The following is a 12951-nucleotide window of genomic DNA, read 5'->3' as shown; positions in this document are numbered from 1 at the left end:
ACAGTGAGCATGAGATATCACAGCGTTGTCGACGCCATCGGGCACACACCTCTGGTCCGGCTCGTCATGGACACTCCGCCGTCTGTGGAGGTCTACGCGAAGCTGGAACTGCAGAACATCTACGGGATGAAGGACCGGGTGGCCAAGCAGGCCATCCTGGAAGCCAGAAGGACGGGTGTGCTGGCCGAGGGCGCACCCATCATCGAGAGTTCCTCGGGGACGATGGCCCTCGGCGTGGCCCTGGTGGGAACCCACCTCGGCCATCCCGTGCACATCGTCACCGACCCGCGGATCGACCCGATCACCCTCGCCAAGCTGAGCGCGCTCGGCTGCCAGGTGCACGTGGTCGAAGCCATGTCCAGTGCGGGCTGGCAGAGCGCACGCCTCGAACGGCTCGCCAAACTGATGGCGGACCTGCCGGGGGCGTTCTGGCCGCAGCAGTACAAGAACCCCGACAATCCCGCGGCCTACCGGGCGCTGGCCGAGGAACTGCTGACCGACCTCGACCGGATCGACGTCCTGGTGGCCTCGGTGGGCAGCGGAGGTTCGCTGTCCGGCACCGGCAGGGTGCTGCGCCAGACGCTGCCCGACCTACGGATCATCGGGGTGGACTGCGTCGGCAGCGTGCTGTTCGACCAACCGGATCACCCCGGCAGGCTCCAGGGAGGGCTGGGCAACAGCCTCATTCCCCCCAACCTTGATCGGACGCTGATCGACGAGGTGCACTGGCTCAACGACCACGAGGCGTTCGCCGCGACCCGCGATCTCGCCGGCGAGCAGAAGATCTTCGCCGGCAACACCTCAGGCTCGGTGTACCGGGTCCTGCAGGAGGCGGCCCGGCGGGCGGCCCCTGGAAGCCGGATCGTCGGCATCTTCCCCGACCGCGGTGACCGTTACACCGGCAGCGTCTACAACGACGCCTACTGGGCCGAACGCGGGCTACCCGCCCAGCACGCGTCCCCGGCCCCCGACGAGGTCGCCCCGCGCACCGAGGTCCACACCTGGTCGTACGCCAAGCAGGACGGTGCGGTCAGAGCGCCGCACAAGCTGCTGTTCGTCGAGGCGAACACCTCGGGCACCGGTGTGCTCGCCCTCCGCGCGACCCGGGAGCTGGGGCTCGAACCGGTCCTGCTCACCAACGCCCCGGAACGTTACGTGGGCGCGGGCGAAACGGGCTGCGAGATCGTCGTGTGCGACACCGGCACCGAGGCCGGGCTCCGCGAGGCCGTCCGCGAGCGTTTCTCCCGCCAGCAGATCTCCGGGATCACCACCACGAGCGAGTTCTACGTTCCGCTCGTGGCGTCCCTGGCCCGCTGGCTCGAACTGCCGGGCAACCCCCCGCAGGCCATGGCGAACAGCAGGAACAAGGCACGGGTGCGCGAGGTGCTGGACGCGGCGGGCGTCGGCCAGCCGAGATTCGCCGTCGTGCGCTCTGTGGCCGAGACGGCCGCCGCGCTGGAACGAGTCGGCCTGCCATGTGTGGTCAAACCCGCCGACGACAGCGGCTCCAACGACGTGTTGCTCTGCCGTACGTCTGAGGAGGCCAGGGCGCATGTGGAACGGGTGCTCGCCGTGGAGGTGAACGTCCGCGGCCTGCCGACGGCGCGTACGGCGCTGCTGGAGGAGTTCGTGGACGCCCCCGAGTTCAGCGTCGAGATGTTCAGCGACGGCGGCGAGCACTTCTGTGTCGGCGTCACCGCCAAGACCGTGTCCGGCGGTCCCTACTTCGTCGAGCGGCAGCACATCTTCCCCGCGCCGCTGGAAACGCGCGACCGGACGGCTCTGGAGAAGATCGCCACCGATGCGCTGACGGCCCTGGGCATCCGCTGCGGGGCCACTCACACCGAGGTGCGGCTGTCCGCTGCCGGACCGGTGGTCGTCGAAGTCAACGCCCGGTTGGCGGGCGGGATGATACCGGAGCTGATCCGGCTCGCCACCGGCGTCGAGCTTCTGAACCAGCAGCTTCGGTCAGCGATCGGCGAAACGCCGGATCTGGAGCCGACCCATCGGAGGTTCGCGGGCATCCGCTTCCTGGTGGCCGACCGCGAAGGCGTCCTTGCCGAGATCACCGGGGTGGAGCGGGCACACCAGGTACCGGGCGTGAAGCAAGTCGTCATCACCGCCAACAGCGGCCAGACGGTCCGGCCTCCCCGCAACTCCTACGACCGGCTGGGATTCGTGATCGCTGAGGGCGACTCGCCAGAGAACATCGCCAAGAGCCTCGACGAGGTGCATCGGCTGCTCACAGTACGGCTGGACGCCGAACGACTTCACTGACAGGAGGTCTTCCCATGGTCCACGGAACTCGCTCACCCGACGTCATCGAGTCCACCATGCAGGATCTGCGCCTCGAGTACGCGCAGCGGTTTCCTGGCTGGACGCAACAGCTCATCACCATCTTCTCCGGCAAGGCGGTTCCCGGGCAGCAGGCACCCTGGTGGATCCCACCGCCGATCGTCAACTGGTTCCTGACCCTGTTCCAGCTCGTTCTCGCCGTGCTCGGCAGTGTGTTCGCGGTCCGGTTCCTGTCCTGGTGGGCGCTGTTCGTCCTGCCGGTCACCTGGCTGGTGACCGTCAACGCCGTCCGCAAGCTACAGGTGACCTGGAGCCACCACGCCGTGCACAAGGAGGTGTCCGGCAACAAGTACGTGGACAAGGCAGTCCAGCTCGTGTCCAGTGCCGTCAGCCTCACCTCCAACTACGAGGACATCTTCAACGACCACATCCGCAACCACCACAACCGCAAGGTCTTCACCACGGGCAAGGATCCGGACTCTGCCTTCCTGGTCTACCTCGGCTTCCGCCCCGGCATGCCGGTGAGCCGGCTACGCGCCAGGCTCTACTGGACACCGTTCTCTCCCCGGCTCCACATTCCTTTCGTCATCGCCCGGATCAAGACCAACTTCATCACGGCCACATGGAGCAGACGGATCGCGTCGGTCGTCTGGGTGGGCCTGCTCGTCCTCCTCGGCGTCCTGATGGACGGTACGGAGTACACGCTGGCCTTCCTCGTGCCATGGCTGCCGCTGTTCCACTGGGCAGCGCTGTTCCAGACCATCTCCGAGCATCCGTGGATGGCGTTCGACGGCGCGCCGACCAGCCGCAATGACTACATCAGGCGGTGCTGGGCGCGTTTCTGCCTGGAGCCGCTGCCTGAGCGTGGCACCTCCTTGGCTCTCCAGCTGCCGCAGTGGGGGCACTGGCTGGTGCGGATGCTCTTCCTCCAGGTCCCGGCCCGCTTCGCGGTCCTGGTCTCCGACCTGCCCGCGCACGATTTGCACCACGTGGTCCCTGCGGATCACGCCTGGCACTACGCCTTCTGGCACCGGCAGGCCTGCATCGACTCACACCACGAGAGCCGGATGGAACAGCGCGAGCTGACGCTCGGCGTAGCCATCTCCTATGTCCTCAGTGGAATCAGTCTCTCGCCGCTGGCGGCCGCCGAGCCTCAGTCGCACACCGCCACCTGACGGTTGTGAACGTTGCGCTCCGGCTCCCACCTCCCCGGTGGTCGCCGGAGCGCCGACGGCGAGCCGGCCAGGACATCCGCGACGACGCCGGCAAGGAGCGCCGGAGCTCGTCAACCCGCCGTTTGGTCCCGCCCACCACGGAAGGTGTGAACGGGTCGACGTCCCGTGCTCGTGCGCCCCGACGGCGCGCACGAGCACGGGAGACCACGGGGGATCACATCGGGAGGGTCCACCCCGGTGTGCCGGGCAACGCGGTGAGGAGATCCTGGATCGTACGGGCCTCAGCGGGCGGGACAGCCGGGCAGCTGGCTCCCCGCGCGGGCAGGGTCTGCGAGATCAGGTAGGAGTCGACGGCCTCCGTGACGCACGCCCCCTTGCCGTAGGCGATGTGGCCCCAGCCCTCGTAGGTGAGCAGGCGGCCGGAGCGGCCCAGCTGGCGGGTCGTGCTCGTCGCCCACGGATAGACGGTGGCCGGGTCGTGCTTGGAGTTGACGACCAGCACCGGCGTGCTCGTGCGGACCTTCAGCCGGTGTTGCGGGTTGGGGATCGGGTCCGGCTGCCCGAGGCAGGTGACGACCGGGGCGATCGACAGGGGGCTGTAGCGCATGTCGGGCGCGACCTTCGTCATGCGGCGCAGATGCCTGCCGTACTCGCGGTAGTCGCGGACGGGCAGCCGGAAGTCCAGGCAGAAGATCTGGAGGGGGTAAGGGCTGACCTCCGGCGTGCCGTCGGCCGGCACAGACAGCGCTCCCTCGCGCGTGGCCCGGCCGCTGTCGAGGTCGGCGAGAAGTTGGGAGAGCGGCCGCCAGGCAGCCGGGTTGTAGAAGTGTCTCACCGCGGCCTGGATGAGCGTGAACGCGGTCACCTCGAGGTCGGGCCGCTCGGGGTCGCGCAGCTCGCCGCGGTCGGCGCGGGCCAGCAGCGCTCTCCAGAACGCCCTGACGTCCTCGCCGTGCTGGAGGCAGCGGCTGTCCCGGTCACACCAGGCTGTGAACTCGTTGAAGGCGTCCTGCGCGCCCCAGGCCTCGGTCTCCATGAAGCCCTGCGTGTCGAGGCTGTGGTCCATGGTGCTGTCGAGCGTGAAGGCGCGGACGCGCTGTGGGTGGCGCTCGGCGTACTGCTGGCCGAGGAGGGTGCCGTAGGAGCCGCCGTAGAAGCTCAGCCTCTCCTCGCCGAGCGCGGCGCGGAAGGCGTCGAGGTCGGCCACGGTGCTGAGCGAGTCGACGTGGTCGAACAGCGGCCCTGTGCGGGCCCTGCAGTCGGCGCGCAGCCGCTCGTTGTAGGCCAGCCTCCGGTCGAAGTCGGCCTGGCTCCTCATGATCGGATCAGGCGCCTGCGTCATCAGGTCCGTGGAGCAGACCACGGGGTGGCTGCGGTTCGTGCCGCGCGGGTCGAGGCCGACGACGTCGAAGCGGCGCAGGATCTCGGGGCTCAACAACGTCGGGCCCGTGAGAACCAGGTTCACCCCTGACCCTCCGGGACCGCCCGCTCCCAGCGCCAGCGCGCCGATCCTGGCGGCCGGATCGGTGGCCCTGCGGCGGGCGACGGCCACGTCGAACGTGCCGCTCGCCGGGCGCTTCCAGTCGATCGGCACGGCGAGCGTCCCGCACTCCACGGCCGGGTCCTCCGGACAGGGCGTCCAGGAGATCGCGCTCTCGGCGATCGTGGTCCCGGGCTCGGCGGCCCGCGTCGTGGCGGCCGCCACCGGGGTGAGACAGGACAGAGGGATCGCGAGCCCCAGTAACAGGGCGGCTAGTTTTCGCATTTCTTGATCATCAGTCGACTCCCGACGAACGGGAATCGGGCGAAAGCATGAACCTCGGGCTCCCCCGCGAGGATGACGCCCCGGGGTCCGGAATCCTCCTTCGAACGGCGTTCGCGTGGGCGCACGCGCTTCGCGATCACTGAGGTGATCCGGTGCGGCCTCCCGACCAGGAAGGCCGTCGCCGTCGCGGCCTCCCCGGGCGGCCACCCGTGATCGGGGCGGTCCGGCCCGGGGCCGCACGCCGTCCGACTCGTCGTCGGCCTCCTGGTCCAGGCGTATGAGTCGCCCCCTCATCCGGGCGTATGAGAGATGGGCGCCCCGTGCCCGGCCGTCAGACGCGGCGCGGATCGAGGGACGCCCGGGTCAGGGGGGCCGAGGGGTCGGCGGACAGGCCGAGCGAGGAGGGCGGGGCTCCCCCGGTGAACAGGAGGTCTCCGACGGCGGCGATCATCGCGCCGTTGTCGGTGCACAGGTGCGGAGGGGGGATCCGCAACGTGACGCCCGCGGCGGCGCACCGTTCGGCGGCGACCCGCCGGAGCCTGCCGTTGGCGGCGACCCCTCCGACGATCACCAGCGTGTCGACGTCATGGTCCAGGCAGGAGTCGACGGCCTTGCGGGTCAGCACGTCGACCACCGCCTCCTGGAAGGACGCGGCGACATCGGGCACGACGAGGTCGGGCCCGGCTCGTTCCACATGCCGGGCGACGGCGCTCTTGAGACCGGAGAAGGAGAAGTCGTGACCGGCGCCGAGCATGGCGCGGGGAAAGCCGATCGCCGTGGGATCTCCGTCGCGGGCAGCGGCGTCGACGGCGGGACCGCCGGGGTAGGCGAGCCCGAGGATCCGCGCGACCTTGTCGAACGCCTCTCCCGCGGCGTCGTCGCGGGTGTCGCCGAGGTGGACGATCGGATCGCGGGCCAGGTCGCCGAGCAGGAGCAGCGAGGTGTGGCCGCCCGACACGATCAGCGCGACCGACCGCGACGGCAGCGGACCGTGTTCGAGGGTGTCGGCGGCCACATGCCCGGCCAGGTGGTGCACGCCGTACAGCGGCCGGTCCCAGGCCAGCGCGTACGCCTTCGCGGCGGCCAGGCCCGTCTGCAGGGCGGTCGCCAGGCCGGGGCCCGAGGTAACGGCGACGGCGTCCAGCTCCGACGGGGTGATCCCGGCCTGCCGGAAGGCGGCCCTCACGCACGGGACCAGCGACTCCAGGTGCGCCCTGGCGGCGATCTCCGGCACCACGCCGCCGAAGCGCGCGTGCTGGTCCATGGAGGAGGCCAGCGCGGCGCCGATGAGCCGCCCGTCGGCGACGATCCCGACTCCGGTCTCGTCGCACGAGGTCTCGATGCCCAGGACGATCGCCATGCCACCCTCTTGTTGCGACTAATTTGCAACTAAGAATAATAGGAAACAAGTCGCGCCGGTGACGCCGGACCGCCGGGCGGGGAGTGAAAAGGGTGAATGCGAATCCGGCGCGGTCCCGCTCAGGGAACGGAGGACCCCATGACGCCTGACGACCTCGGCACCCCCCTCACGCCTCGCGGCGTCGTGCGCCGCGTGGTGTCCCTCGTCCCCTCGCTCACCGAGTCGCTCGCCGAGACCGCCCCGCACCTGCTCGTCGGCGTGACCGACTGGTGCACCCATCCCGCGGGGTTGCCGGCGCGGCGGATCGGCGGCACCAAGAACCCCGACCTGACCGCGATCGTCGCCCTTGAGCCGGACCTGGTGCTGGCCAACGAGGAGGAGAACCGCCCTGCCGACCTGGAGGCGCTGCGCTCGGCCGGGGTCGCGGTGTGGGTGACGAGGATCCGCACGCTGGAGGAGGCCTTCGCCTCTCTGCGCAGGGCGCTCACGGTGGCCTGCGGCCTTCCCGAGCCGGACTGGCTCGCCGCCGCGGAGCGGGCATGGCCGGATCCGCCGGCCACCGGCGCACGGCGGGCGGTGATCCCCGTCTGGCGCAGACCCTGGATGGTCCTCGGACGCGACACCTTCGCCGGCGACCTCCTGCTCAGACTCGGCGTCCGCAACCTCTACGCCGACCATCCGGAGCGCTATCCGAAGATCGCCCTGCCCGACCTGCTGGCCTCGGGCGCCGACCTCGTCGTCCTTCCCGACGAGCCCTACCGGTTCACCGCCGAGGACGGCCCCGGATTCTTCCCCGCGACACCGGCCGCGCTGGTCAGCGGCCGGCACCTGACCTGGTACGGACCGTCCCTGGCCGAGGCGCCCCGCGTGCTCGGAGCCGCGCTGGGATGAGACCCGCCCGTCCGCGCGCCCGGCCGGCCGCCCCGCGCCCGTGCCGGCCGGGGGCGGCGCCCCCCGCTCTCCAGCGGGAGGGCAGACTTTCCACGTGAAGCGAATCCTCATCGTCGGCATCGGCGCGGGCGACCCGGACCATCTCACCCTCCAGGCGGTCAGGGCCATCGGCCGGGCCGACGCGTTCCTCGTCCTCGACAAGGGCGAGGCCAAGCACGACCTGGTCCGGCTTCGCCGGGACATGATCAGGACGCACGCCCGCGAGCCGTATCGTCTGGTGGAGGCTCGTGACCCCGACCGGGACCGGGCCGCCCCCGCCTACGCCGCGGCCGTCGAGGAGTGGCGATCGAGGCGCGCGGACCTGTACGAGGCGTTCGTGCGTGACGAGCTCGGCGACGACGAGACCGGCGCGATCCTCGTCTGGGGCGACCCGGGACTGTACGACAGCACGCTGGCCGGCGTCGAGGAGGTCGTCGAGCGAGGCGCGGTCGCGTTCGAGTACGACGTCATCGCGGGCATCACCAGCGTGTCCGCCCTGACCGCCCGGCACCGCGTCAGCCTGACAAGGGTGGCCCGACCCGTGCACGTCACCACCGGCCGCCGCCTGGCCCAGGAGGGCCCCGCCGCCGACGACGTCGTCGTCATGCTCGACGCGCACTGCGCCTTCGCCGGCCTGGGCGAGGAGTTCCACATCTACTGGGGCGCCTACCTCGGCACCCCCGACGAGATCCTGGTGGCCGGGCCGGTGCCCGAGGTCGCAGACCGCATCCGCGAACTCCGCGCCGAGGCCCGCGACCGCAAGGGCTGGATCATGGACACCTACCTGCTGCGGCGCGTCTCGCCAGAGCCCTCCTGACGACCTCGGCGCTCCTGGTGGCGCGCAGATCACACGGCCCGCGACGAGCGGCGTCGGGCAGGCCGGCGCCGTGCGGCGCCTGCCGTACCCTTGGAAGGTTCTGACAAAAACGCCAAAAACCTCTTTACACGCCTCTCCGCACAGAGCACCCGAAACTCCTATAAGTGCGAGCCAAACGCCATATACGTCAACCTTTTCCCACCGCCATATATGTGATTTCCATCACACCTCTTTCCATGTCCGGAGAAAGAGGCCGACACGTCGGCGGATCGAAGGGAAACCTCGACGAAATACGTCGTGGAAAAAAGCGACATCTGCCGTAAACGACTGCCGCCCACCAGTGGAATCGCGTGTTCCGCCGTCATCGAGGGCGGCCACGGAGGCACCCGAAGAGGTGAGCAGACCTCGTCTTTTACTCAGGGTCGCCGCTCGATTCCGCACTCCGCCGCCGTTTTCGCCCGTCCGCCCCCGGCCATTACCTGTTATGCCGAGCGTAGCCGACCGGTCACGAAATTGTGCCTACGATGAATCGTGAGGTCGCCCCGGTTTGTCGATTAGCATTTGCGGTGAAAGTCACCCTAGCGGTGATACCCGGCAACGTCATGGAGGTTTGTCGTGGCGCGTCACGTGCCAGCCTGGATCGTGGCAGTGGTGACCGCCTTCCTCTTGACGCACGTCGTCGTCAGCTCTGACGGCGACCACGAGACGGCGCCGTCGAGCGCCGTTTCCGCTTTCATGGCCATCTCCTCCCCCCGCGGCGCGGCATGGGCGGCCAGGACCGCAGCCGCCGCCTCCGCCGTCCCGGCCGCGCTCGCCATGCGAGAGGCGGAAACCAACGCCGACCCGAGCGGCACCGTCGACGTCTCGGTCCGCGGTTGCCGTCACCAGGCGCCGTCGCGATGGGCGGGGGGCCGCTGCTCCCAGTGCCTGTCCCTGTTGCGCGGCCCCGGTCAGCGGCTCCCGTGCGCGGCCACGGCGTCGTCGCTCTCGTCGCTCGGGACGTCGGCGCAGTCTCCTGTCCGTACCGGAACCGAGCGGCGCGGGGCGACCGGCGTCGCACCCTCACTGCCCCAGCTGCAGGTGTTCCGCTGCTGACAGGGCCCGCTGTCTCGCTCGGCCCCACTCCTCCCGCACCCCTTCCCCGTTTCCGCCCGCCAGACGGGCGGGCAGGCAGGCGTGCGCCAGGGCCGCGCGAGGCGGCCACGTGGTGCCACGGCGCTCTCTCGACCCCCCGGTGAGAAAGGCGGAACCCGCCCCTCGCCTGCCCTGCCCTGCCGTTTTTCGAGTCTGACCGGCTGAAGCCCGCCAGGAGGGCGAGCCCGGTTCGCCTTCCCGCCTGTCCTGCCGGGTGGGCGGACCGGCTCACGGGACCCGCGCCACCGCCCACGACGAACATCGGACGTCCGCGCGTCCGAGCGCGCCGGCAGCTCCGGCACGCCCCGTTTCCCCGGTCCCCGCGACCACCCCGTTCATCGACGTGTCCGCAGCAACGACTGTCCGAAGGGCTTTCGCATGCACGCATTCATCGAGCACGCCCGATCCTTCTCCGCACGGGCCGCCGTCGCCGGCGAGCGGCTCGACCGGCTGGCCGCCGGTCAGAACCCGCTGGCGCTGTTCATCACCTGCTCCGACTCCCGCGTCGTCCCGGCCCTGATCACCAGCGCGCGCCCGGGAGAGCTGTTCGAACTGCGTACCGCCGGCGGCATCGTGCCCCGCTACAGCCTCGACCGGCCTTCGGGCGAGGCCGCCACCATCGAGTTCGCGATCGAGGCCCTCGGCATCGGCGACGTCGTGGTGTGCGGGCACTCTCACTGCGCCGCCGTCGGCGCGGTGGTCCACCGCAACGACCTGGCCGCCGTTCCGGCCATGGGCGGCTGGCTGGCCCACGCCGCCGACTCCCTCGGCGACGAGAAGACCGACCTGGCACTGGCGACGCAGCAGCACGTGCTGACCCAGCTGGAGCGGCTGCACGCCTATCCCGCCGTCCAGCGGCGGCTCCTGGACGGCCGCGTCCGCCTGCACGGCTGGTTCTACGAGGTGCACACGGGAAAGGTGTTCACCCACCGGCCCGGCGACAACGCGTTCCTCCCCCTGTGACGGTGGCGACCATGCTGAGAAAGGACCTCGTGTTCCCGCCCACCCTGCGGCACGACCTCGCCGCGTCGTTCGTCGTCTTCCTGGTCGCCCTCCCGCTGTGCGTGGGCGTCGCGGTCGCCTCCGGGGTGCCCGCCGAGCTCGGTCTGATCACCGGCATCGTCGGCGGCCTGCTCACCGGGCTGCTGCCCGGCAGCAGCCTGCAGGTCAGCGGCCCGGCCGCAGGTCTGACCGTGCTGGTCTTCGAGGCCGTGCGGCTCTACGGGCTCGCCGCCCTCGGCACGCTGGTGCTGGCGGCCGGGCTCCTGCAGCTGCTGCTGGGCGCGCTGCGGTTCGGCCGCTGGTTCCGCGCCATCTCCATCGCCGTCGTGGAGGGCATGCTCGCCGGGATCGGGCTGACCATCATCGCCGGGCAGTTGTACGCGATGGCCGGCGCCAAGGCTCCCGGATCGGGCCTGGGCAAGCTCGCGGGCCTGCCCGCGCTGGCCCTCGACGCCCTCGGCTCCCCCGGCGCCCTGACCGCCCTCGCCGTCGGCGTCGGCACCGTCGCGATGCTGGCGTTGTGGCCGCGCCTGCCCGCCCGGGCGCGGCTGCTGCCCGGGCCGCTGGCGGCGGTCGCGCTGACCACCGCCGCCGTCGCGCTCCTCGACCTGCCGGTCGCCAGGCTGGAGGTGAACGGCCTGCTCGGCGCGATCCGGCCGCCCGGCCTGGACGACCTGTCCCGGCTCGCCGAGCTCGGCTTCCTGGGCACCGTGGTGGCGTTCACGCTGATCTCCTCGGCCGAGAGCCTGTTCAGCGCGGCGGCCGTCGACCGCATGCACGACGGTCCCCGCACCGACTACGACAAGGAGCTCATGGCCCAGGGCGCGGGCAACGCGGTCTGCGGCGCGCTCGGCGCGCTGCCGATGACCGCGGTGATCGTGCGCAGCTCCGCCAACGTTCGGGCCGGCGCGAGGACCAAGGCGTCCCGCGTGCTGCACGGGCTGTGGCTGCTGCTGTTCGCGGCCCTGCTGCCCGCCGCCCTGGAGGTCATCCCGCTGGCCGCGCTGGCGGGCGTCCTGGTGCACACCGGGTGGAAGCTCATCCCCACCACGCAGCTGCTCTCGCTGTGGCGGCGGCATCGCGGCGAGGCGGTGATCCTGGTCTGCACCGCGGTCGCGGTCGTCGCCCTCAACCTGTTCGAGGGTGTGCTGCTCGGGCTGCTCATGGCGGTCGTCAAGACCGCCTGGGAGACCTCCCAGATCCACCTGGAGGTCGACCGCGGCGACGAGGACGGGCCGATCAGGGTCACGCTGACCGGCAACGCCACCTTCCTGCGGCTGCCCAAGATGCTCGACACCCTGGAGGCGCTGCCCCGAGACCGTCCCATCGAGCTGGAGCTGTCCGGGCTGCGACACCTGGACCACGCCTGTCATACGGCGCTGACCTCCTGGGCCGCCCGCCACAACCAGGAGGGAACCCCCGCGGTGTCGGTCCCCGCCCTCACCACCACCTGATCGGTCGCTGGATCGGCCACCGAATCGGCAACTGAATCGGCAACTGCGCCGGAAGGAGACGCCCGCCGCGCCCCGAGACCCCCGGGGCGCGGCGGCCCCACGCCCGGCCGTGGTCGTGGACGACCGCCGGCTGCCACGGCGGGCCGCCGAGTTCCGTCCCGCCTGATCCGTCGAACACGCCGGGCGGCGCGGGCACCGTGCCGTCGACGGCCAACATGACCAGCGGAGGAGAACAACAAACAAACTTAACTGACAATAATCTTAACAGTTAGGCACGGGTCAGGTTATGCTGCCGATGGCGCGCCATTCCGGCATCGCCGTACAAAATGGCACCAACTCCACGCGCCACAACCCCCCTGGCACGTAGGTTGAAAGGAGCCCAGATGAGCGTCAGACAACGGCTGCTCACCGCCCTCGCCTTCCTGGTGGCCGTCCCCCTGACGGTGGTCTTCACCTCGGCGAGTCCCGCAAGCGCCCACGGCTGGATCACCTCCCCGCCCAGCCGTCAGGACATGTGCGCCAGCCGGAAGGTCACCGGTTGCGGCGGACTGGAATACGAGCCGCAGAGCGTCGAGGCCCCCAAGGGATCGCGCCTGTGCAGTGGCGGCAGCGCCTGGCGTGTCCTGGACAACGAGAGCAAGGGCTGGCCGACCACGACGGTCTCCAGCACGGTCACCTTCCAGTGGCGGCTGACCGCGGCGCACCGCACCAGCACCTGGCAGTACTACGTCGACGGTTCGCTGTTCAAGACCTTCAGCCAGAACAACACCCAGCCGCCGTCGAACATCTCGCACAGCATCAGCGGACTGCCCAGCGGCCGCCACAAGATCCTCGCCGTCTGGAACGTCGCGGACACCGTCAACGCGTTCTACAACTGCGTGGACCTTCAGGTCCGCTGAGCCCGTACGGCCGCCTCGGCCGGGCGACCCCCGTCAAGGCGACCAGTGCCCCTGACCGCCGGGCCACCACGCGGGGAAGACATCCTCAGAGCGGCTTGCGACGGTCCGCCCAGAGGAAGA

At 70.6% G+C, this 12951-nt stretch carries 10 protein-coding genes; 8 read left to right on the top strand and 2 right to left on the bottom strand.

Features of this window, described 5'->3' with window-relative positions:
- Positions 1 to 9: 9 nt before the first annotated feature.
- Together PKF00_RS30115 and PKF00_RS30110 are read left to right on the top strand one after the other, a co-directional pair.
- Positions 10 to 2277 carry a pyridoxal-phosphate dependent enzyme gene (locus PKF00_RS30115; RefSeq protein ID WP_271221058.1) on the top strand — a complete coding sequence of 756 codons (2268 nt, stop codon included), beginning with the start codon at positions 10 to 12 and terminating at the stop codon, positions 2275 to 2277.
- Between the two features lie 14 nt (positions 2278 to 2291).
- A complete protein-coding gene (locus PKF00_RS30110; RefSeq protein ID WP_271221057.1) occupies positions 2292 to 3470 on the top strand; it encodes a hypothetical protein in 1179 nt (392 codons plus the stop codon).
- 214 nt (positions 3471 to 3684) lie between these two features.
- On the opposite strand, the gene PKF00_RS30105 is transcribed toward PKF00_RS30110, so the two are convergent.
- Positions 3685 to 5235, bottom strand: a complete 1551-nt coding sequence (locus PKF00_RS30105) for an alpha/beta hydrolase (RefSeq protein ID WP_271221056.1) — start codon at positions 5233 to 5235, stop codon at positions 3685 to 3687.
- A gap of 331 nt (positions 5236 to 5566) precedes the next feature.
- On the bottom strand, positions 5567 to 6595 hold the full coding sequence (gene tsaD, locus PKF00_RS30100; protein WP_271221055.1) for a tRNA (adenosine(37)-N6)-threonylcarbamoyltransferase complex transferase subunit TsaD: 1029 nt from the start codon (positions 6593 to 6595) through the stop codon (positions 5567 to 5569).
- A gap of 138 nt (positions 6596 to 6733) precedes the next feature.
- Between tsaD and PKF00_RS30095 the strand changes: the two genes are divergently transcribed.
- From PKF00_RS30095 to PKF00_RS30070, 6 genes are all read left to right on the top strand, one after another.
- Positions 6734 to 7486, top strand: a complete 753-nt coding sequence (locus PKF00_RS30095; RefSeq protein WP_271221054.1) for a helical backbone metal receptor — start codon at positions 6734 to 6736, stop codon at positions 7484 to 7486.
- Positions 7487 to 7580: 94 nt separating this feature from the next.
- Positions 7581 to 8342 (top strand): precorrin-6A synthase (deacetylating), encoded by a 762-nt coding sequence (cobF, locus tag PKF00_RS30090; RefSeq protein ID WP_271221053.1) that lies wholly within the window; start codon positions 7581 to 7583, stop codon positions 8340 to 8342.
- Between the two features lie 615 nt (positions 8343 to 8957).
- Positions 8958 to 9437 (top strand): hypothetical protein, encoded by a 480-nt coding sequence (locus PKF00_RS30085; RefSeq protein WP_271221052.1) that lies wholly within the window; start codon positions 8958 to 8960, stop codon positions 9435 to 9437.
- A gap of 417 nt (positions 9438 to 9854) precedes the next feature.
- Positions 9855 to 10439: a carbonic anhydrase gene (locus PKF00_RS30080; protein ID WP_271221051.1), complete on the top strand. Its 585-nt coding sequence runs from the start codon at positions 9855 to 9857 to the stop codon at positions 10437 to 10439.
- 11 nt (positions 10440 to 10450) lie between these two features.
- Entirely contained in the window at positions 10451 to 11932 is a 1482-nt protein-coding gene (locus PKF00_RS30075) for a SulP family inorganic anion transporter (RefSeq protein WP_271221050.1), read from the top strand.
- Positions 11933 to 12315: 383 nt separating this feature from the next.
- On the top strand, positions 12316 to 12831 hold the full coding sequence (locus PKF00_RS30070; RefSeq protein ID WP_271221049.1) for a lytic polysaccharide monooxygenase auxiliary activity family 9 protein: 516 nt from the start codon (positions 12316 to 12318) through the stop codon (positions 12829 to 12831).
- Positions 12832 to 12951 lie beyond the last annotated feature (120 nt).

The sequence above is a fragment of the Streptosporangium carneum genome (assembly GCF_027922005.1).
Lineage (GTDB): Bacteria > Actinomycetota > Actinomycetes > Streptosporangiales > Streptosporangiaceae > Streptosporangium > Streptosporangium carneum.
The sequence above is the reverse complement of the archived record's forward strand: the minus strand, read 5'-3'. Positions and strand labels throughout refer to the sequence as shown.

Bases quoted from the DNA above. Each gene is read 5' to 3' on its own strand.
- PKF00_RS30115 (WP_271221058.1), top strand. From the start codon at position 10: ATGAGATATCACAGCGTTGTCGACGCCATCGGGCACACACCTCTGGTC.
- PKF00_RS30110 (WP_271221057.1), top strand. From the start codon at position 2,292: ATGGTCCACGGAACTCGCTCACCCGACGTCATCGAGTCCACCATGCAG.
- PKF00_RS30105 (WP_271221056.1), bottom strand. From the start codon at position 5,235: ATGCGAAAACTAGCCGCCCTGTTACTGGGGCTCGCGATCCCTCTGTCC.
- tsaD (WP_271221055.1), bottom strand. From the start codon at position 6,595: ATGGCGATCGTCCTGGGCATCGAGACCTCGTGCGACGAGACCGGAGTC.
- PKF00_RS30095 (WP_271221054.1), top strand. From the start codon at position 6,734: ATGACGCCTGACGACCTCGGCACCCCCCTCACGCCTCGCGGCGTCGTG.
- PKF00_RS30080 (WP_271221051.1), top strand. From the start codon at position 9,855: ATGCACGCATTCATCGAGCACGCCCGATCCTTCTCCGCACGGGCCGCC.
- PKF00_RS30075 (WP_271221050.1), top strand. From the start codon at position 10,451: ATGCTGAGAAAGGACCTCGTGTTCCCGCCCACCCTGCGGCACGACCTC.
- PKF00_RS30070 (WP_271221049.1), top strand. From the start codon at position 12,316: ATGAGCGTCAGACAACGGCTGCTCACCGCCCTCGCCTTCCTGGTGGCC.